The following is a 20870-nucleotide window of genomic DNA, read 5'->3' as shown; positions in this document are numbered from 1 at the left end:
GTTCAGGCCGTCTGCTGTCCGGGAAGAAGTTCGGAGGTGACCCTGTGACCACGGTGCTGTTCCGGCGTCCGGCCCGGCGCAACGGTCCGGCCATGCCCACCGGCGAGCTGCAGTTGCAGGAGCCGCCCGCGCTGCCCGAGATCCAAAATCAGGGTCTGCGGCAGGCGATGATGATCCTGCCGATGGCGCTGATGTCCGGCGTCATGATGATGATGTTCTTCGGGCCGCGCGGCGGGGCGCTCACCTGGGTCATGCTCGGCATGATCACGCTGGCCATGGGCGGCATGGTGGTCGCCCAGGTCGCGTTCGGCAGCCAGGACCGCCGCAACCGCATCGGTGGCGACCGCCGGGACTACCTTCGTTACCTGGCCCAGAACAGGCGGCGCATCCGGCAGAGCGTGGCCCGGCAGCGCGAGGCCGCGGATTGGCAGCACCCCGATCCCCGGTCGCTGTGGTCGCTGGTGATGACCACCCGGCGCTGGGAACGACGGCCCACCCATCCCGACTTCCTCGAGGTTCGGATGGGCACCGGCGAGCAGCGGCTGGCCACCCGGATCGTGCCGATGCAGACCAAGCCGGTCGAAGATCTGGAACCGCTGGCGGCCAAGTCGCTGCGGCGGTTCATCCGGGCCTACACCACGCTCGCCGACCAGCCGGTCGCGCTCTTCCTGCGCGGGTTCGCCCAGATCCGCGTCGGTGGCCCCGACCGCGAGGCGGCCCGGGCGTTCCTGCGCGCGGTGCTCACCCAGCTCGTCGCCTTCCACGCGCCCGAGGAGGTGCGCGTCGCGTTCTGCCTGGACGGCGCCGGTGCCGAGGCCTGGCAGTGGGCGAAATGGCTGCCGCACGCCCAGCACCCGTCCGAACAGGACGGTGCCGGCGCGGCCCGGCTCGCCGCCGACAGCATCGAGGCGCTCGAGATGCTGCTGGGCGAGCAGTTCCTCAACCGGCCGCGGTTCGAGCCGACCGCCACACCCAGCCGCGACGAACCGTACGTGCTGGTCATCCGGGACGGCGGCCGGATGGGCAACGGCGCGCGCCTGGCCACCGCCGGGTGCCGCAACGCCGTGCTGGTCGACCTCGACGACCATCGCCCGGCCGCCACCAAAGGCGTGCTCAGCCTGCACGTCGACGGCGACGACCTGCGGATGCTGCGCCGCGACCGGGTGGGCAGTGAGGTACGAACCCGGATGGCGGCTCCGGACCGGCTCGGGCTGCCCAGCGCTCGCGCGGTGGCCCGGCTGCTGTCTCCCTACCGTCTCGGCGTGATCTCCGAGACCAGCGAGGACGCCCTCAAGACCAACTTCGATCTGGGTACGCTGCTCGACATCCCCGACCTCAGTCGCCTCGATCTGGACGCACTGTGGGGCACCCGCTCACCCACCGAACGGCTGCGTGTCCCGATCGGGGTGGACGCCGACGGCAACCGCATCGAGCTGGACATCAAAGAGTCCGCGCTGGGTGGCATGGGCCCGCACGGCATGCTGATCGGCGCCACCGGCTCGGGCAAGAGCGAGTTGCTACGTACGCTCGTCCTCGCCCTGGCCGCCACCCACCCGTCCGAGACCCTCAACCTCGTCCTGGTCGACTTCAAGGGCGGCGCCACCTTCCTGGGCCTCGACCGGCTTCCGCACACCAGTGCCGTGATCACCAACCTGGCCGACGAGGCCGCCCTGGTCGGCCGCATGCAGGACGCCCTGCACGGCGAGATGGTCCGCCGCCAGGAACTGCTCCGGGCAGCCGGCGGCTACAGCTCGGCCCTGGAATACGAACGGGCCCGGGCCCAGGGCGCGCCCCTCGACCCGCTGCCCACCCTGTTCGTGGTGGTCGACGAGTTCAGCGAGCTGCTCGCCGCGCATCGCGACTTCATCGAGCTGTTCGTGATGATCGGGCGGCTCGGGCGGTCGCTGGCCGTGCATCTGCTGCTGGCGTCCCAGCGCGTCGACGACGGGCGGATCAGCCAGCTGGAGTCCCACCTTTCATACCGCATCGGCCTGCGCACGTTCTCGGCGATGGAGTCCCGGTCGGTGATCGGCGTGCCCGACGCGTACGAGCTTCCGCCCGCGCCCGGCAACGGCTACCTACGTACCGACGTCGCCACGCTGATCCGATTCAAGGCCGCCTACGTCTCCGGCGCCCACCGGCCACGCAACCTGCGCGCCCCCCAGGAGGTCGTGCAGCAGCAGGTCGTCCCGTACACGCTGGAGGCGGTCGAGGCCCGTGCGGCGGGGGCGGAGGCGCCTGCACCCGAGCCTGAGGTGGAGGCGGCCGACCCGTCCGGCCGCGACAGCGTGCTGTCCCTCGTGGTCGGCCAGCTCACCGACCACGGCGCCCCCGCGCACCAGGTCTGGCTGCCGCCGCTCGGTGCCTCGCCCACCCTCGACCAGCTGTTGCCCACCCTCGCGCCCGATCCCGAGCTGGGCCTGTGTGCGCTCGAGTGGGCCGGCAACGGCGCCCTGATCGCCCCGATCGGCTACATCGACAAGCCGTTCGAGCAGATGCGCGACCTGCTGCTGGTGGAACTGTCCGGGGTCGGCGGCCACGTCGGCATCGCCGGCGGTCCGCGCAGTGGCAAGAGCACCCTGGTGCGCACCCTGATGTGCAGCCTCGCCCTCACCCACAGCCCGCGCGAGGTGCAGTTCTACTGCCTCGACTTCGGCGGCGGCGCGCTCAGCTCGATCGCCGGCCTGCCGCACGTCGGCAGCGTCGCCGGGCGCCTCGACGCCGACCGGGTCACCCGCACCGTCGCCGAGGTCACCGCGCTGATCCTGGAGCGGGAACGCAAGTTCGCCGCGCTCGGCGTGGACAGCATGGCCACCTACCGGCAGATGCGTGCCGACGGCCGGGTCACCGACGACCCGTACGGCGACGTCTTCCTGGTCGTGGACGGCTGGTTCACGCTGCGGTCGGAGTTCGAGCCGCTGGACGCCTCGGTCCGCAAGATCGCCGCACAGGGCCTCAACTTCGGCATCCACCTGATCCTCACCGCGGCCCGCTGGTCCGAGGTGTACCACGGCATGCGCGATCAGATCGGCACCCGGCTCGAGCTGCGCCTGGGCGACCCGGTCGACTCGGCCGTCGACCTGCGCGTGGCGGCCACCGTCCCGCAGATCGCCGGTCGCGGCATCACCATGGAAAAGCTGCACTTCCTGGCCGCGCTGCCGCGTATCGACGGCGACTCCGCCCCCACCTCACTCGCCGACGGGGTCAAGAGCCTGGTGGCGATGTCCGACGAGTTCTGGGAACTCGACCCGGCGCCACCGGTGAAGACGCTGCCGGCCGTGCTTCCGGCCGACGCGCTGCCCGACCCCGACGGCGACATCCGCGTCGCCCTCGGCCTCGACGAGGAACGCATGCAGCCGGTCTGGCACGACTTCGCCGATCTGCCGCACCTGACCGTGCTCGGTGACGACGAGAGCGGCAAGACCAACGTGCTGCGGCACCTGGCCCAGTCGGTGGCCCAGCGATACACGGCGCAGCAGGCCCGTGTCATGTTCGTCGACTACCGCCGTCAGCTGTTCGACTCGGTCCCCGAGGAATATCGCCTGGGCTACTCGGTCTCGGCCGACTCGACCAAGGCCACCGTGGCCGACGCGGTGGCCGGGCTCAAGGGCCGGATGCCCGGCTCCGACATCACGCCCGAACAGCTGCGCCGGCGCGACTGGTGGACCGGGCCGCAGCTGTTCGTCCTGGTCGACGACTACGACCTGCTGGCCGGGCACGACTCGCCGCTGCTGCCGCTGCTGCCCTACCTGGCCCAGGGCGCCGACATCGGCTTCCACCTGGTCGTCACCCGCGGCGCGGCCAACGTCATCCGCATGTCGATGGACCCGGTGATCCGCCGCATGCAGGAAACCAACACCCCCGACCTGGCCCTGTCCTGCCCGCCCAACGAGGGCCCGCTGCTCGGCAACACCAAGCCACGCCAGCTCCCGCCCGGCCGGGCCCTCCTGTGCACCCGCCGCGGCGGCCGGCTGATCCAGACCGCGTACCGCGCCTTCGAACTGGCCGACGAAACCCCGGCCGGCGGTCTCCCCGCGAGCCGCTGACGCAACACCGGCCGGGCCGGCGAGCTGCTGACGTCGCGCCGATCGGGCCCCGCGAGCTGCTGACGTCGCGCCGGCCGGCCCCCGCGTGGGCTGGTGCGTTCGCCGCGCGCTGGTGCTCGCGGGGCCCGCCGTGGCGTTACGGGCGCCAGCGTCGGCGGCGGCCCCGGCGGACCGTGCTGACCGTGAGGGCGGCGGCGGCCGCGGCCAGCACCGTGCCGGCCGCCACGGCGGCGGCGATGGTCTTCTGCGGCGGGATCGGCGCCCCCCGCGGCACCACGATCCGGGGCGCGGCGCGGGCGGCCACGTCCCGCACCGGCGTCGCTTCGTCGGCGACCGCCGCGTACACGTCAAGAGCTCCCGCACCCGCGGCCGTCCCCGCCAGCCGGCGCCGCACCTCGGCCTGGCCCAGCTCCGGATGGTAGGCCCGCACCAGCGCGGCCGCCGCGGCGACGTGCGCGGCCGCCACCGCCGGGCCGCCGACCAGATAGTTGCCGGTCCCCGACGGGCCCACGCTGAACGCCCGATCGCCCGGCGCCAGCAGGTCCAGCCCGGACTCCCTGGTCGTGGTCTCGGTGGGCACGCCCGACTCCGCGATCCCACCGACCGCCAGCACATCCGGGTCGGAAGCCGGATACCAGGGCGGGACCGGTCGGTTGTCCTTCGGCTTCTCGTCCGAGACCGCGGCCACCACCACGATGTCTCTGGCCACGGCCCGGTGAACGGCCTGGCGCAGCGCCGCGTCCGGCGCCGGCGAACCCACCCCGATCAGGATCACGTCGACGTCGGCGTTCGTAGCCGCAGTCACACCCTTGGCCATCGCGCTGGGCGGGATCCGGCCCTTGCCGTCCACGATCTTCACCGGCAGCACGCGGCTCTCCGGGGCGACGCCGACGAAGAGCGTGTTCTCGGCCGGGCGCGCCGCGATCAGGGCGGCCAATGCCGTACCACGGCCGTAGCAGTCCACGTCGCCGCGGCCGCCGCCGACCACGTCCATACCCGTCTCGACCGCACCCGCGAGGCCGCCGCCGCCCGGGCTGATTCCCGAGTCGAGCACCGCGACGGTCATCCCGGCGCCCTTGGTCAGCGGCCACACGTCGGCCGGCCCGACCCGGCGGAACGCCCACGACGGCCCACCGGCCACGACGTTCGACGGGCCGACGCAGCCGCTGCTCACCTTGGGCAATGCCGGCGGATCACCGTCCACCCGCGCCGCCGCCCAGGCCGGGGCCGGGGCCACGGCCGCCAGTACGGACATGCTGAATGCGGCCGTCGCCCGAGCCGAACGCGGCCATCGTCGTGCCATCGGTGCCTTCCGTCCGTTCCCGTCGGTCGACCGATCCCCTGCCAAGCCGACGTGCGTGCCAACACCCAAGTTCAATGGGGGTACGCACTTTCCGGCGCCGCCGCGCCTGTCGTAAAGTGCGGACAACCACATCAGTCGGCCGATCCCCACCGCCCGACCTGATGAGGGAGTCCCGCCATGGACGTGCACACCGACGACAACCCGGGCGTCAACGGCGCCTCCGTTTTCGAGGCGAACCCGCCGGAGCTGCCGGCCTGGGAGTCGCCCAGCAGCACCAGCAAACCGGCGACGCCGACCACGCCCGCCCCGGCGCCACTGGCCGAGGTCCCGGCCGAGCGCCCCGCCCAGCAGGGCTGGCGCGGCCGGACCAACCGGGTCACCGGCGGCCTGCTCAGCCTGCCGGCCGGCCGCGCCGAGACCAACGACCGTTCCGCCCGCAAGCGGCTGTTGCGCCCGTTCACCCGCACGATGACCGTGGTGGTGGCCAACCCCAAGGGCGGCGCCGCGAAGACGCCGACCTCGCTGCTGACGGCGGCCACGCTCGGCTTCTACCGCGGCGGGTACACGCTGGCCTGGGACAACAACGAGACGCGGGGCACCCTGGGCATGCGCGCCGAGGAGGCCACCCACCACCAGACCGTGATCGACCTGCTGCACGACATCGAGGAGTTCCTGTCCACGTCGGCGAGCGTCGGCCGGCTCTCCGGGTACTTGCGGCCGCAGAGCGCCCGGTTCGACGTACTGGCCTCCGACGACCAGCCCGGCAGCATGGTGATCGTCGACGACACCGCGTTCGGCAAGCTGTGGACCGCGCTCAGCCGCTACTACCGCCTGCTCGTGGTCGACACCGGCAACAATGTCCGCGCCCCGAACTGGGTGGCCGCCACCGATCTGGCTGACTGCCTGGTCGTGCCGACCACGGTCCAGCGGGATGTGGCCGAGAGCGGCCTGTGGATGCTCGACCATCTTTCCCGCAGCGGCTACGCCGAACTGGTGTCCAACGCGGTCGCGGTGATCTCCTGCGCCGACCCCAGGACCGACCAGAAACTCCTGACCGAGATCGTCGAACGCTACCGGCCGGTGGTGCGCGACGTCGTGGTCGTTCCCTTCGATCCGTACGTACGCTCCGGCGGCCGCATCGAATACCACAACCTGGCCGAGCCGACCCTCCGCGCGTGGCTGCTCGCCTGCACCTCGATCATCGACTCCCTGGGAATCCGCGACCAGTAACGCCTTCCGCCCGCCTGCGCGCGCCGGTCAACTGCTGGTTGTCGTCGCGCGCAGGCGGGCGGCGGCCATGCGGCGCAGCGACTCGCGCACCGCGTCATCGGTGCGGCTGTCCTCGGTGGACAGTTCCCGCAGGAGTACCAGCGCCGGTTCGCCGGCCGGCCCGTCCACGGCCAGAACGCGAAACCGGGCCTCCGGGCCGAACTCGACCCGCCCGATGCCGTCATGCCGGCCGTTCACCGACCAGACCAGCACCGTCGCCTCGCCCGGAGCGACGTCGGGCAGTGCCGCTGTCGCCGGATCGGTCGCCGCCAGCTCCTGACCCGGCGTCCACGACCCGTCCGGTGGAAGCCAACGGGCGCAGGCGACAGTGCCCGGAAGTTCTCGGGTTTCGCCCTCGTCCACGGGCACGAACTCGGCGGTGACGAGACGGACGACGCCGATCTCGACCACCGGAGCCGCCACGGTGGGCACGGGTTGTGGTGCGGCGGCCGGCGCGGTGGGGGAGACGCGTGGCGTGACCAAGGGGTATTCGCCGGTGCCGAGGTGTTCGGCCGCGGGCAGGACGGCCAGTTCGCCGCCGGCCACCACGACCAGGAGCGGACCGTACGTCTCGGTCAGGGAACGCCACTGCGCCGCCCGCCCGTCCGCCGGCGGCCCGTTCACCACCAGGCGCAGTCCCGGCAGCAGCGGGGCCAGGGCCGCCACCCGGGACGGCAGCGACGCCACGTCGGCCTGTGCCGCCGACCCCAGCACCAGCAGAGGATGCGCGTCCGCGGGCACCCGCCGCGCCGCCTCGGCCTCTGGATCGTGCTCGCCGTGCAGCCACAGCCCCGCCCGCACCGGCGAGACCACCAGGTCACCCAGCGTCCCGCGCCCGGACGGCAGCCGGTGCGCGGTTACCTCGGGCGCGGCGGCGGCCCGATAGCGCACCCGGGACGTGAGCGGCTGCCACCCCCGGTGGCCGGCCGCGTCCACAGTGGTCAGCACCGGTTCGCCGCCGGGGCCGGTGTCGGGCACCCCGGCCAGCACCTCGACTGTCCCGCCGTCCCGGGCAGCCAGCCGTTCGGCGATGCGGTGCGTCTGGGCGCTGTCCGGCCCGTACGGAATGAGAAGCATGCGCCGCCGCACCGCCTTGGGCAGCCGCTCCAGCGCGTCCACCAAGTCCAGCGTGAGCGGCGCCGCCGGATGACCGACCACCACGGCCGGCTGAGTCGGATCGACGGGAATGGCCAGCAGCGCCGGCGGCGGAAGCGGCCCGGCCGAGCCGTGCAACCACAACCCGGACGGCGTGGCCGCGAACCCGGGCACCGGGTCCGCCTCCCACCCGGGTGCGGGGTGACGCGGTCCCTGTCGCTCCGGCGGCTGACCCGGCCGGTAGGCGGTCCACCCGCCCCCGGACACGAACACCCGGCCGCCGGACAGCAGCGTCACCGCGCCGCTGGGCGCGACCACCTCGATCCGCAGCCGGTCGGAGAGCGGCCGGGCGACATCGGGCCGGCCGGCGTCGGAGAGCACCAACCGGATCGACTCGCAGCCCACCGGCAGCCGCTGCCCGAGGATCGTGGCCAGCTCATCCACCGGCAGCGGCGGATCGGCGGCGACGATGACGGTGTGCCGGCCGGGCTCGCGGGGCAGCGCGGTGACCACCGCCTCGGGCGGCCCGTCGGTGCCGCGCAGGACGACGGTGGTCTGTGGATGCCCCAGGACGCGGACGGCGGACCGAATCGGCACGCCTCCATCTTGGTGCATCCGCGAGGGCCGGGAAAGCTCAGAAGGGCGGCGGTGCGACAGGCGTGACCGGTTGCACCGAGGCGAGGTAGCGCTGGTACTCCTCCTTGGCCGCGACGATCTGCCTGAGGAACTCGGGATGCGGGTTGCGAAACTCCACCGTCATGCCGTTCTCGGCGACGTAACCGTTGGCCACCCGCCCACGCGTGGCCAGCGTGATCGCCCGCAGTCCGGCCAGCAGGAGCAGCACGATCAGCAGAATCGCGCCCGTCATTCCGCCGGCCCGGTCGCCCCGCGCGCCGAGGTAGTAGAACACGCTGACCGCCGCGCACAGCGCCGCCACCGCGAAGACGCCCGCCAGCACTATTCGCCGGATGGTCAGCGACTGGGCGCACCGCGGGCAGAACGGCCAGGCCGGCGTACGCACCTTGCGCTGAATGAGCAACGCGATCAGCACGACCAGCGCCGGCCCGATGAAGAAGTACAGCAGGATCAGCCACCCCGGCACCAGCGACCGGAACGTCATGTCGTGGTGCTCGGTGGCCGTCTCGCCGTGCCGTGCGCAGACGGTGGGGGTGCCGTGACCACTGGCCACGATCGGTGCGGGGACGACGACGACGCGCATGGCGATAGATGATGCGACATCGGCCCCGGTCCCCGCATCCCCCCATGATCACAAAACGGGCGTAAGGTGGTCCTCGCTGTCGACCACGGGGGTGTATCGATGCCTGTTTCGCGTCGCAACCTGCTGCGTGCCGGTGCCGCCGGTGCCCTGATCACCACGCTGCCGACGACGAAACCCGCCGTGCCCAGGGTCGTCGGCGAGCTCGAAGACAAGATCCAGACCGCGATGCAGCGGTACGCGATTCCGGGCGTTTCCTACGCACTGCGCTATCGCGGGCGCGACTACAGCCGCGGCTTCGGCGTGACCGATCTGTCCAATCCGCGTCCCGTGGACGACCGCACGGTCTTCCGGGTCGCGTCGACCACCAAGACCTTCACCGGTACGGCGATCATGCGCCTGGTCGAGGCCGGGCGCATCGATCTCGACCGTCCGGTGCGAAGTTATCTCCCCGGCTTCCGCACCGCCGACCCGGCGCAGTCCGCCCGGGTGACCGTGCGCCAACTGCTCAACCACAGTCCGGGGTGGCTCGGCGACTACTTCAAGGACACCGGCCCGGGTGACGACGCGCTGGCCCGGTTCGTCGCCTCGATGAGCGTGACGCCACAGTTCAACCCGCCCGGGCAGACGTTCGCCTACAACAACGCCGCGCTCTGCGTGGCCGGGCGGCTGATCGAGGTCAAGACCGGTCAGACGTACGAGCAAGCCATCGACGACCTGCTCATCCGCCCGCTGCGACTGCGCGAGAGCGCCTTCTTCACCGACCGGATCCCGCACGCCACAGTCGCGATGCCGCACGTGCCCGACCCGGCCACCGGCGAGATGGTCGCCTCGCCCGAGGCGTTCGCCATGCCCCGGTCGGTGCACGCCGCCGGCGGCCTGATCTCCAGCGCCCGCGACCAGCTGGCCTGGGCCCGGTTCCACCTGGGCGACGGCGGCCGGCTGCTCAGCACTCGCCGGCTGCGCGAGATGCAGACCCGCCCCGGCCCCGGCGGCACCCTGCTCGTCGAGCTCGACGGCATGGGCGTGACCTGGCAGATCCGGCCGACCGCCGAGGGCCCCAAGGTGATCGAGCACGGCGGCGACTGGTCCGGCCAGCACTCGGGCTTCGTCATGGTCCCGGCCCGCGACATGGCGCTGACAGTGCTGACCAACTCCGAGACCGGCCCCGCCCTGACCGCCGAGCTCTTCGGCGACGACTGGGCCCTGGCCCGGTTCGCGGGCGTGCACAACAAGCCGGCCCGGCCGCTCGTGCTCACCGCCGAGCAGCTTGCGCCGTATGTGGGCCCGTACACGCTGACCCAGACGAACCTGGCCGGCGAGTTCCTGAGCGCCACCGTCGACCTGGTGCCCGACGCGGGCCGGCTCAGCATGCAGGTCGAGGGCCAGGTGCTGGCGGTCCTCGAGTTCTACCGCCGCGACTACGTTCGCCTGCTCGAGCCGTCCGGCGCCGACACGTTCTTCCGCGCCGACTTCGACCGCGGTCCCGACGGCAAGGTCACCTGGTTCCGATACAGCGGCCGCATCCTCAAGGCCGGCGCCGCTCCCGCCGCCGCCTCGGCTCCCGCCGCCGCCTCGGCTCCCGCCGCCGCCTCGGCTCCCGCCGCCGCTGCGGCTCCCGCTCCCGCCTGGCCGTTCCCGACCGGAAAAATTCCCTGGATTCTTTCCTGACCCGGTGTCGATCGGGCCGGTGCTCGCTCGTCATCCCGGTGTAGAACGAACACCGGGGTGAGAGGATCACGACCATGCGTTACACGCTGCTGCTGCACTACGCCGAGATGAGCCCTGAGGAGCTGGGCGCCGAGATGATGGCCGAGGGCCAGCGGGCGTTCGCCAGCTACGCGGCAACCCTGCACCAGGCCGGGGTGCTGATCTCCGGCGAGGTGCTCCAGCCGTCGGCCAACTCGACCACGCTGAGCACGGTCGACGGCCAGGTGCGGGTCCAGGACGGCCCCTACGCCGACACGAAGGAGCAGCTCGGCGGCACTTTCGTCATCGACGTGCCCGACCTCGACGCGGCGATCGGTTTCGCGCGCCAGGCGCCTCCGGTCGCCTGGGGTTCGGTCGAGATCCGCCCCGGCGCCGTCCACGTCGTCGACGGCGCCTGGCAGCCCAACCAGTGACCGCGCCCGGCGCCGATCGGAGCTCCGCCCCGCTCGGCGCCGACGGGCGACTGGCTCTGCCCGCGGCCGAGCGGCGGTGCGTTTCGGTGGGCGCCGAGGAACGGTGCGTTTCGGTGGGCGCTGATGCGGAGTGTGCTTCGGCGTGGGCCACCGCTGATCGGGTGGCGCGTGTCGCGTACGGCCGGCTGGTGGCTCTCCTGGCCGCGCCCGGCGGCGACCTCACCCAGGCCGAGGACGCCCTGGCCGGCGCCTTCGAGCGTGCCCTGGCGACCTGGCCCGAGTCGGGCGTCCCCGACAACCCCGAAGGGTGGCTGCTCACCGTGGCCCGCAACCGCCTGCGCGACGTCTGGAAGTCGGCCGCGCACCGCACCCGCGCCCCGCTGGAGGACGCCGCCGAACGGTACGCCCCGGCCGACGACCCCGACGCGATCCCCGACCGGCGGCTGGCGTTGCTGTTCGTCTGCGCCCACCCCGGGATCGACCCGTCCGTGCGCACCCCGCTGATGCTCCAGACCGTCCTCGGGTTCGAGGCCGCCCGCATCGCGACCGCCCTGGCCGTCCCACCGGCGGCGATGGCGCAACGCCTGGTCCGCGCCAAGCGCAAGATCAAGAACGCGCGGATCCCGTTCGTGGTGCCCGACCGCCATACCATGCCCGAGCGGTTGCCGCCGGTGCTGGAGGCGATCTACGGCGCCTACGCGATCGCCCGCGGCGACGAGGCCCAATACCTGGCCGTCACGGTGGCGGCACTGCTGGTCGACGAATCCGAGGCCTGGGGGCTGGCGGCCCTGCTCACGCTGGCGCTCTCCCGGAGCCCGGCACCCGCTGGGTCTGCTGCGTTCACACCGCTTGACGAGCAGGATCCGGCGGGGTGGGACGCGGGGCTGATCGCCGAGGGTGAGTCCTACCTGGCTCGGGCCCAGCACACCGCGACCCCGGGCCGATTCCAGCTCGAGGCCGCGATCCAAGCCGTGCACTGCGATCGTCGGCGGACCGGCCGCACCGACTGGGCGGCGTTGCGGACCCTTTACACCGCGCTCAACCTCATCCAGCCCAGCCTGGGCAGCCGCGTCGCCCTGGCCGCGGTGACCGGCCGGATCGACGGCCCGGACGCCGGTCTTGTTGCCCTGGCCGAGGTGGCCGCGGACGACCGAGCGGCGGAGTTCCAGCCCTACCACGCCACCCGCGGCGACCTGCTTTCCCGGGCCGGGCGTACCGCCGAGGCCCGAGCGGAGTTCGACCGGGCCGCCGCGTTGAGTGACGACCCGGCCGTGGCCCGCTACCTGCGAATGCGGGACCGCGCGATCAGCTGACCCGGAGTCGCGGGCCTCGTGCCGTCGCCGGCGATGTCGGTTGTCGTGACCGCTCGTGTGAGCGGGAGGTGCGTGCCGTGAGAGGACCTTCGCCCAGACTTCGGGCGGCGGACCGCTGGGGCCGCCCGCTTCTCGAGGAGAGGTCTGTGGACGCCGTTCGCGGGGCACGTCGGTATCAACGACTTCGACGGTGGCGCCTTCGACCGTACCCAGGCGGTGACGCTCGAGCACCTGCAGGAGGTGCTGCGCCGGGTGTCCGGTACGGACGTGACGTTGACCGGTGTCCGGGCGGCGTCCACGTTCACCGACCGGGCGCGGCAGGCGACGAGGTACCGGCGGGGGCGGGTGCTGCTGGCCGGGGACGCCGCGCACATCCACTCGCCGCTGGGCGGACAGGGACTCAACCTCGGCCTCGGCGACGCCCTGAACCTGGGCTGGAAGCTGGCCGCGACCGTCCACGGGCAGGCGCCCGCCGGCTTGCTCGACACCTACACGGCCGAGCGGCACCCGATCGCCGCGCGGGTGCTCGACTGGTCCCGCGCCCAAGTGGCGATCATGCGGCCGGACCCGCTGTCACAGGCGGTCCAGGGGGTGGTCCGGCAGTGGATCCGGACCCCGGACGTGGCCACATACATTTACGACCGTCTCTCCGGGCTGGCCCTGCACTACGACCTCGGCAGTGACCAGCCGCTCGTCGGGCGCAACGCCCCGGCCTTCCGGCTGGCCGACGGCACCGCGCTGGCCGACCTCCTGCCGGACGGGACGGGCGTGCTGCTCGATTTCGCCGGTTCCCTGCGGGAGGCGGCCGCGCCCTGGCACGACCGCGTCCGGTACGTGCCCGGCCCGGCCGAGAACGACCTGGGCTTCGACGCCGTGCTGATCCGGCCGGACGGCATCGTCGCCTGGGCCGGCGGTGACGTGCCGTCGCTCACGGAAGCGTTGAACCGGTGGTGGTCGTCAACGCGGCGCGGATGAGCGGCTCAGCCGAGACAGCCGTGCCGAGGGCGTCGACCGCGAGCAGCGCCGCGCCGACCACCGGCGGCGACTCGACCACGCTGATCTCGACCAGCGGGGCCTGGGCCCGGGCACCGGCCACGATCTGGTCGTGCAGCTGGCGGTGACGAGCCCGCAGAACCCCGCCGCCCAGCACCAGGGCGTGCGGGGCGGTGAGCAGGCCGAGCCGGCCGGCCGCGACCCGGTGCTGGGCCAGGATCTCGTCGGCCTGCCGCCGGACCAGGTCGCCGGCCACCGCGTCGCCGGCCGCCGCGACCTCGAACAGCAGCGGCGCCAGGTCGTGGATCGCGGTCATCGGCAGGTCGCCCAGGTGCAGGGCGATGCTGACGGCCTCCACGGTGGGCCGGCCGAAGTGCGCCGCCACGGCCGCGGACAGGGCGGTCGGCGCGCCCCGGCCGTCCTCACCCCGGACGGCCAGCCGCAGGGTGTGGTCGGCCAGGTCGTGGCCGCCGCCCCAGTCGCCGGAGATCGGGCCGAGGGCGGGGAAGCGGGCGGTCCGGCCGTCCGCCGCCCGGCCCACGCCGTTGGTGCCGGCGCCGCAGACCACGGCCACCGCGTCGGGCATCGAGGTGCCAGCCCGCAGCAGTGCGAAGCAGTCGTTGTCGACCAGGGTGCGGGCGGCCCAGCCCCGGGCCTCGACCGCGGACAGCAGGGCGTCGACCTCGGCGGGCAGGTCGGCGCCGGCCAGGTAGACCGCGATCACGTCGACCGGCGCGGGACGGGGCAGCGACGCGATCAGGTCGCCGAGGGTGTCCATGGCCCGGTCCAGGCCCACCACGTGCGGGGAGGTGCTCGGTCCGCGGACGGCACCGAGGATCGCGCCGTCCGCCGTACCCAGAACGACGTCGGTTTTGGAGTTTCCGCCGTCGACCGCGAGGAACAGCCCGCTCATGGAGCCCACGACAGGTGCTGCGAACCGGCGGCGATGAGCTTGTCGGTGAGCGCGTCGGCCTTCTCGTGCTGGGCGATCAGGGGATGGGCGAGCAGGGCCCGGTAGACCCGCGGGCGGCCGCCGCGCAGGGCCGCCTGCAGCGCGAGGTCCTCGTACCCGGAGACGTGGCCGATGAGCCCGGCCATCTCCGGCGGGACGGGGGCGGTGGGCAGCGGCACCGGACCGTCGGGGCCGACCCGTGCCGACACCTCGACCACCGCCTCGTCCGGCAGGAAGCGGAAGAACCCGTTGTTGCGGACGTTCACGGAATGGACGTCCGGAGAAGAGGAACCGTGCAGCGCGGCGAGCAGCCCGACCGCCGCCTCCGAGTAGTAGGCGCCGCCGCGTTCGCCGAGCAGCGCCGGCTTCTCGACCAGAGCCGGGTCGCGGTACATGTCGAGCAGCGTCGCCTCGATCTCGGCCACCCGTTCGCCGCGGGTCGGCTCGTCCCGCGCCGCCCGCACCACCCGGTCGTGGTGGTAGTAGTAGCTCAGGTAGTAAGACGGCACGCTGCCGGCCGTGCGCAGCACCTCCTGGTCGATCTCGACCTCGGCGGCCAGCTCGGGGAGGCGCTGGGCGAGCAGCTGCGGCAGCCGGTCGACACCGTCCACATAGGCGGCCCGTTCCCAGGTCAGATGGTTGAGGCCGACGTGGTCGAGGACGACCTTGTCCGGGGGTACGCCGAACACGCCGGCGAACCGGCGCTGGAACCCGATGGCCACATTGCACAGGCCGACCGCCCGATGGCCGGCGTCGAGCAGGGCCCGGGTGACGATGCCGACCGGGTTGGTGAAGTCGACGATCCAGGCGCCCGGCCGGGCCCGCCGCCGGATGCGGTCGGCCACGTCGAGCACGACGGGCACCGTACGCAGAGCCTTGGCCAGCCCGCCCGCCCCGGTGGTCTCCTGACCCACGCAGCCCTCGCCCAGCGGGAACGTCTCGTCGCTGATCCGGGCCGCCTGTCCGCCCACCCGCAGCTGGATCACCGCGGCGTCGGCGTCGGTCACGCCGGCGTCCAGGTCACCGGTCCAGCTGATCCGGCCGGGGTGCCCGTGCCGGGCGAAGATCCGCCGCGCGAACTGTCCGACCACCTCCAGCCGCTCGGCCGCCGGGTCGATCAGCACCAGCTCGGACACCATCGACCCGAGCCGCGCGAACCCGTCGACCAGCTCCGGCGTGTACGTCGACCCGCCGCCGACGACCGCGATCTTCACGGGTTCATCCCTTCACTCCGGTCAACGTCACGCCCTGGACGAACGCCCTTTGCGCGAAGAAGAACACGACGATGATCGGCGCCATGGTCAGCACGGTCGCCGCGGTCACCAGGTTCCAGTCGACGTGGTGCACGCTGTGGAACGACGCCAGTCCGAGCGACAGCGTCCAGGCGTTCTCGTTCTCGCTGGTGTAGAGCAGCGGCCCGTAGTAGTCGTTCCAGGCGTAGAAGAACTGGAACAGCCCGGCTGCCGCGATCCCGGGCCGGGCCATCGGCAGCACCACGCGCAGCAGTACCCGCCATTCACCGCAGCCGTCGACCCGGGCCGCGTCGAGGTATTCCGCCGGGATGGTGAGCAGGAACTGCCGGAGCAGGAAGATGCTGAACGCGTCGCCGAACAGCATCGGGACGATCAGTGGCCAGAGTGAGCCGGTCAGGCCGTACCGGGCCCACATGAGGTAGAGCGGCACGGTCACCACCTGCGGCGGCAGCATCATCACGCAGATTACGGTCAGGAACAGCGCGTTGCGGCCCCGGAATCTCAGCTTGGCCAGCGCGTACGCCGCCGGGACGCTGGACAGCAGCATCAGGCCGGTGGCCGCGACCGCGTAGATGACGGTGTTCAGCAGGTAGCGGGGCAGCGGGGTCACCTGGAACACCCGCAGGTAGTTTTCCGGATGCCACGTCTGCGGCCAGTAATCGCTGGTCAGTGCCTGGTTGCTGGTCATCAGCGAGAGCAGCACGAGATAGACCACCGGGGCCAGGAACATGATGGCCAGCGCGATCGCGATGCTGTGCCGGGCGATCCAGGCGAGTCTCATGCCTCGGCCTCCCCGGCGAACGCCTTCGACCGCTTGAGCAGCACCACGGTGACCGCCAGGGCGACCACGAACAGGGCCACGGCCAGGGCGTTGGCGTAGCCGAGCGCGCTGTACCGGAACCCGACCATGTACAGCCACAGCGGATAGGTGAACGTGGACCCTTCCGGGTAGCCGAACGACAACGAGGCTCCGCCGCCGGTGGTCGCGTTGCCGCTGGCGATCGAGCCGGCCACGGCCGCCTGGTCGAAGTACTGCAGTGTGTAGATGACGCCGGTGACGGTGGCGAACAGGATCACCGGCCGGATCGTCGGCAGGGTCACGTACCGCAGTTTGTGCCAGGCGTTGGCGCCGTCCAGCGCGGCCGCCTCGTACAGGCTTTCGGGCACGCCGAGCACCGCGGCCAGAAAGATGACCATGATGTCGCCGATGCCCCACAGGCCCAGCAGGACCAGCGACGGCTTGGCCCAGGTGGGGGAGTTGAACCACAGCGGTCCGTCGATGCCGATGTGTTCGAGCAGGTTGTCGACCGGCCCGGTGCCGGGCTTGAGCAGGTAGACGAAGGCGATGGTGGCGGCCACCGGTGGGGCCAGGGCGGGCAGGTAGAACACCGTACGGAAGAAGCCCGCCCCGCGTTTGATCTGGGCCAGCAGCATGGACAGCCCGATGGCGCTGACGATCCGGACCGGCACGAAGATCAACACCATCCAGACCGTGTTGCGTACGGACTGGAGCAGGAACGGGTCGTCGGCCATCCGCTTGTAGTTGTCCAGCCCGACCCACTCCGGCACCGAGAGCAGGTCGAACTTGGTGAACGAGAAGTACACGGCCGAGACGAGCGGGTAGAGGAAGAACACCGCGACGCCGATCAGCATCGGGGCCAGGAACGACAGCGTGGTCAGGTTCCGACGCAGCCGCATCTCAGCCGCCGAGCCGCATGACGCCGTTGACCTTGGCGTCGGCCTCGGCGAGGCCGGTGTCCAGGTTCGCGACCTTGCCGGCCTGCCACTGGGTCAGGAACTGCCCGAAGGTCTCCTGGTACGCCGGGCCGGACGACGACGGCGGCGTGGTCGACGAGTTCGGGTTGGCGAAGATGTCCAGGAACACCTTGAAGTCGGCGTCCTGGCGCAGCTTCGGGTCGGCCAGCGCGGCCGTCGTGGTCGGCACGTTCTTGATCAGCTCGGCCAGCTTGGTGACGGCCTGGTCGTCGGTGGTCAGATACTTGATCAGCTCCCAGGCCGCTTCGGGGTTCTTGGCGTTCTTGGAGATGCCGAGGATGTTCCCGGTGATGTAGCCGCCGCCGTAGCGGGCCGGGTCGCTGACCGGCAGGGGAGCGACCCCGAACTTCAGTCCGGGCGCCTGGTCGGCCAGGAACGCGAGCCGGAACTCGGCGTCGATGTTGATCGCCACCTGGCCCTTCTGGAACGCGTTGTCGGCGCTGAACTCGTCGCCCAGGCCGGCCTTGAACTTGACCAGGTTGTCGTAGCCGTAGAAGTCGACCAGCTGCTTCTGCCAGGTGAGCAGCGTCTTCCAGGCCGGGTCGCCGCCGATCGCGGACTTGCCGTCGCCGGTCAGCCACTTCGCGCCGACCATCGGGGCCAGGTGCGCGGCGGAGTTCTCGTAGTAGTCCGACAGCGGCAGGAAACCGACCGTTTTGAGCGTACCGTCGGCGTTCCTGACCGTGAGTTTCTTGGCGTCCTCGGCGAGCTCGTCGAGGGTCCGGGGCGGCCCGGCGATGCCCGCCTGGGCGAACATGTCCCGGTTGTAGAAGATGCCGTACGCGTCGGCCAGGAACGGCATCGCGCAGCGCTTCCCGGCGTACTCGGTGTACTGCCGGGTGGCCGCGTTGAGCTTGTTCAGGTCGACCTTGTCGCGCTGGATGTACTGGTTGAGGTCGACCCAGGCGCCGGACGCGCAGAACTTGCCGACGATGTCGGTCGAGTACGACAGGCCGATGTCCGGGCCGTTGCCGGCGCCGATCGCCTGTGTCACCTTGGCGTCATCCTGCCCCGACTTCACGTTCACGGTGATCTTCGGATGGGTCGCGGTGAAGTCCTTGATCACGGTGTCGATGGCGCCGGCCTCCCGGTCGGTGAAGAAGTGCCACAGCTCGACCGTGCCGGACACCTCCGTACCCGGATCGGCGATCTTGTTCTCCTTGGGGGCCGGGGTGCAGGCCGCCGCGAGCATCACTGCGGCGCCCAGAGCCAGGGCTGCTCTACGCATGTCGGGGGTCCAATCAGCTGTCGCGGATCTGGGAGATCAGTTGTTCGCGTACGGTGCTGAGGCCGGCGTCCAGCGCACCGAGCAGCACCGCGTCGTCGTCGATGCCGGTGACCTCGATGGCGCTCTCCAGCGGCGCGGCGTCGCGCATGGCCGCTCGTACCGCGTCGCGCAGGACCGGTCCACCGGCCCGCCCGACCTGTCCGGCCAGCACGACCAGGGAGGGGTCGAGCACGGCGATGACGGCGGCCAGGCCGACGGAGACGCGGTCGGCGAGTTCGGTGAAGAAGGCGCCGGGTTCGGCATTCGACACCACTTCCTGAGGGGTACGCCCGGAGAAGCCGTGCGCGTGGCCCAGTGCGAGGACGGCCGGGCCGCCGACCACGTCCTGCAGGTCCTGGCCGCCCAGGGTGGACAGCGGCATGTAGCCGATTTCGCCCGCCCCGCCCCGGGCCCCGCGCAGCAGCGTGCCGCCGATGTCGATGGCCAGGCCGAGGCCTTCGTCGCCGAGCCACAGCAGGGCGAAGCCGTCGGAGCCGCGCCCGGCCCCGTGCCGCCGCTCGGCGATCGCGGCCAGATTGACGTCGTTGTCCACGCCGACGGTGGTGCCGAGCGTGAGGTTGAGGTCGGGGAGTAGTCCCGGCCGGCCGAAGCCCGGCACCTCGGTGTGCCGGATCGTCGCCGTCCGCGCGTCGTAGGACCCGGAGATTCCGACCTGAACGTGCCGGACCTTGGCCGCGCCGGCCTCGTCGCGCAGCCGGCCCAGCACGTCGCTCAGGACGGTCTCCGGCTCGGTCCGCCGGAAGTCGGCCTCGCACTCGAAGCGGGCCTTGGTCGCGCCGGTCAGGTCGCACAGGGCGGCCGCCACCGACGGCCCGTCGCCTTGCCCGACGTCCCGCACCGAGATCGCGGCGGCGTACGCGGCATCCGGGTTGGCCGCGTAGATCTCGGCGTTGGGCCCGGGCCGGCGCCGGGGCTGATGGGCCACCACCCCGACCAGCCCGGCGTCGGTGAGCCGGCGCAGCACCTCGGAGATGGTCGGCGTGGACAGGGCGGTGAGCCGGCGCAGATCGGCGCGCGTCAGCATCCCCGGGTCGATGAGGTGCGCCAGCGCGGCACTCTCGTTCATCGCCCGCAGCAGCTTGGACGAGCCGGCCTGCCGGGTCACGCACCGCCCCCCACGTCTATTTGGCAAACTGACTAACAATTAGCGAGCAACGTAGGGCCGTGCGTGGAAGCTGTCAAGGACCGGCCGGGCTAGGGCGCATCTGACGCACCTTTCCGGCGCCGAGGCCACCCCCGGCTGGACTGTGAAACGGGCCCAGCCGGCGGGCGACGGGGTCAGGCCACCAGCGGGCGTAGCGCCTCCCCGACCATGCTGACCACGCCGGGGCGGTGGCCGTTGCGCATCAGGTTCAGGGTGATGCCGTCGATGCCGGCGCCCAGGACCTTGTCCCGGAGCTGCTCGGCGACCTGGTCGGTGGTGCCCAGGAAGGCCCGGTTGCGGCGTTCCTCCGGCACCGTCGTGCCGAGTTCCTTGATCTCCTGTTCGGTCTCGCCGGCCAGGACCATGGCGTGGAACGTGGTCGTCAGCGTGGCCGGGTCGCGGCCGATCTCCTCGCACCGCTGGCGCAGCACCGACACCTTGCGGGCCAGGTCGGCCACGTCGCAGACGATGTTCATGTGGTCGGCGAAGCGCGCGGCCAGCCGGAACGTCTTCTGCTCACCGCTGCCGCCCAGCATGATCGGGATGTTCTCGCGGTGCCGGGGGTTGTTCATGGCGCCGCGGGCGACGTACCACTTGCCCTCGAAGGTGGCCGGCTCGCCGCGCAGCATCGGCGAGATGATCGTCAGCGCCTCCTCGAGCCGCTCGAAACGCTGCCCGAAGGTGCCGAACTCGAAGCCGTAGTCGTGGTGCTCGCGCTCGTACCAACCGGCGCCGATGCCGAGGACGGCCCGGCCGTGCGAGACCACGTCGAGGGTGGTCACGGTCTTGGCCAGCAGGGCCGGATTGCGGTACGTGTTGCCGGTGACCAGTGTGGACAGCCGCACGGTCGACGTGCCGGTGGCCAGCGCGCCGAGCGTCGTGTACGACTCGAGCATCGCGTTCTCGGCCGGGCCGATGCCGGGCAGCTGATAGAAGTGGTCCATCACCAGCACGGTGTCGAAGCCGGCGCCCTCCGCCTCTCGGGCCTGGGCCAGTACCGTGTCGAAGAGCTTCTCGGGCGGAACCTCCGGGTAGGTGAAGTTGGGGATCTGGTAACCGAGACGAATGGTCATGGGGTCTCCGCACGCCGATGTAAGAG

Annotated in this window: 16 protein-coding genes; 6 read left to right on the top strand and 10 right to left on the bottom strand. The window is 72.0% G+C overall.

Annotated elements, in window-relative coordinates; translation table 11 throughout:
- Positions 1 to 92 precede the first annotated feature (92 nt).
- Positions 93 to 4046 carry a type VII secretion protein EccCa gene (gene eccCa, locus ACGFIO_RS39830; protein WP_392835443.1) on the top strand — a complete coding sequence of 1318 codons (3954 nt, stop codon included), beginning with the start codon at positions 93 to 95 and terminating at the stop codon, positions 4044 to 4046.
- 136 nt (positions 4047 to 4182) lie between these two features.
- On the opposite strand, the gene ACGFIO_RS39825 is transcribed toward eccCa, so the two are convergent.
- Positions 4183 to 5301 (bottom strand): S8 family serine peptidase, encoded by a 1119-nt coding sequence (locus tag ACGFIO_RS39825; protein WP_392835312.1) that lies wholly within the window; start codon positions 5299 to 5301, stop codon positions 4183 to 4185.
- A gap of 225 nt (positions 5302 to 5526) precedes the next feature.
- Here ACGFIO_RS39825 and ACGFIO_RS39820 point away from each other — a divergent pair, with 225 nt between their 5' ends.
- Complete coding sequence (locus tag ACGFIO_RS39820) at positions 5527 to 6579, top strand: MinD/ParA family protein (RefSeq protein WP_392835309.1); 1053 nt, start codon at positions 5527 to 5529, stop codon at positions 6577 to 6579.
- Positions 6580 to 6606: 27 nt separating this feature from the next.
- Here the strand turns inward: ACGFIO_RS39820 and ACGFIO_RS39815 are convergent, their stop codons facing one another.
- Together ACGFIO_RS39815 and ACGFIO_RS39810 are read right to left on the bottom strand one after the other, a co-directional pair.
- Positions 6607 to 8310 (bottom strand): hypothetical protein, encoded by a 1704-nt coding sequence (locus tag ACGFIO_RS39815; RefSeq protein WP_392835306.1) that lies wholly within the window; start codon positions 8308 to 8310, stop codon positions 6607 to 6609.
- Positions 8311 to 8347: 37 nt separating this feature from the next.
- A complete protein-coding gene (locus tag ACGFIO_RS39810) occupies positions 8348 to 8932 on the bottom strand; it encodes a hypothetical protein (RefSeq protein ID WP_392835304.1) in 585 nt (194 codons plus the stop codon).
- Between the two features lie 99 nt (positions 8933 to 9031).
- Here ACGFIO_RS39810 and ACGFIO_RS39805 point away from each other — a divergent pair, with 99 nt between their 5' ends.
- The 4 genes from ACGFIO_RS39805 (at position 9032) to ACGFIO_RS39790 (ending at position 13340) form a co-directional block, all read left to right on the top strand.
- A complete protein-coding gene (locus tag ACGFIO_RS39805; protein ID WP_392835302.1) occupies positions 9032 to 10600 on the top strand; it encodes a serine hydrolase domain-containing protein in 1569 nt (522 codons plus the stop codon).
- 74 nt (positions 10601 to 10674) lie between these two features.
- Complete coding sequence (locus ACGFIO_RS39800) at positions 10675 to 11052, top strand: YciI family protein (RefSeq protein WP_392835299.1); 378 nt, start codon at positions 10675 to 10677, stop codon at positions 11050 to 11052.
- A 161-nt stretch (positions 11053 to 11213) separates the two neighbouring features.
- Positions 11214 to 12365, top strand: coding sequence for an RNA polymerase sigma factor (locus ACGFIO_RS39795; RefSeq protein WP_392835296.1), 1152 nt, complete (start codon positions 11214 to 11216; stop codon positions 12363 to 12365).
- Positions 12366 to 12509: 144 nt separating this feature from the next.
- Positions 12510 to 13340 carry an FAD-dependent monooxygenase gene (locus ACGFIO_RS39790; protein WP_392835440.1) on the top strand — a complete coding sequence of 277 codons (831 nt, stop codon included), beginning with the start codon at positions 12510 to 12512 and terminating at the stop codon, positions 13338 to 13340.
- Here ACGFIO_RS39790 and ACGFIO_RS39785 read toward each other — a convergent pair.
- From ACGFIO_RS39785 to ACGFIO_RS39755, 7 genes are all read right to left on the bottom strand, one after another.
- Entirely contained in the window at positions 13294 to 14271 is a 978-nt protein-coding gene (locus ACGFIO_RS39785) for an N-acetylglucosamine kinase (RefSeq protein ID WP_392835293.1), read from the bottom strand. The two genes, ACGFIO_RS39790 and ACGFIO_RS39785, sit on opposite strands and share 47 nt — an antisense overlap.
- Complete coding sequence (locus ACGFIO_RS39780; protein WP_392835291.1) at positions 14268 to 15524, bottom strand: 6-phospho-beta-glucosidase; 1257 nt, start codon at positions 15522 to 15524, stop codon at positions 14268 to 14270. Before ACGFIO_RS39780 ends, ACGFIO_RS39785 begins: the two co-directional genes overlap by 4 nt.
- A gap of 4 nt (positions 15525 to 15528) precedes the next feature.
- The gene (locus tag ACGFIO_RS39775; RefSeq protein WP_392835289.1) at positions 15529 to 16344 is read right to left on the bottom strand and encodes a carbohydrate ABC transporter permease; all 816 of its coding nucleotides are present in this window, start codon (positions 16342 to 16344) and stop codon (positions 15529 to 15531) included.
- On the bottom strand, positions 16341 to 17261 hold the full coding sequence (locus ACGFIO_RS39770; protein WP_392835286.1) for a carbohydrate ABC transporter permease: 921 nt from the start codon (positions 17259 to 17261) through the stop codon (positions 16341 to 16343). Before ACGFIO_RS39770 ends, ACGFIO_RS39775 begins: the two co-directional genes overlap by 4 nt.
- A 1-nt stretch (position 17262) precedes the next feature.
- Positions 17263 to 18567, bottom strand: a complete 1305-nt coding sequence (locus tag ACGFIO_RS39765; RefSeq protein WP_392835284.1) for an ABC transporter substrate-binding protein — start codon at positions 18565 to 18567, stop codon at positions 17263 to 17265.
- Between the two features lie 13 nt (positions 18568 to 18580).
- Entirely contained in the window at positions 18581 to 19732 is a 1152-nt protein-coding gene (locus ACGFIO_RS39760; RefSeq protein ID WP_392835282.1) for an ROK family transcriptional regulator, read from the bottom strand.
- Positions 19733 to 19905: 173 nt separating this feature from the next.
- Positions 19906 to 20844 carry an LLM class F420-dependent oxidoreductase gene (locus ACGFIO_RS39755; protein ID WP_392835280.1) on the bottom strand — a complete coding sequence of 313 codons (939 nt, stop codon included), beginning with the start codon at positions 20842 to 20844 and terminating at the stop codon, positions 19906 to 19908.
- Positions 20845 to 20870 lie beyond the last annotated feature (26 nt).

This window comes from Actinoplanes sp. NPDC049265, from assembly GCF_043197135.1.
Lineage (GTDB): Bacteria > Actinomycetota > Actinomycetes > Mycobacteriales > Micromonosporaceae > Actinoplanes.
Note: the sequence above shows the minus strand (reverse complement) of the source record. Positions and strands in the feature narration are given on the sequence as shown.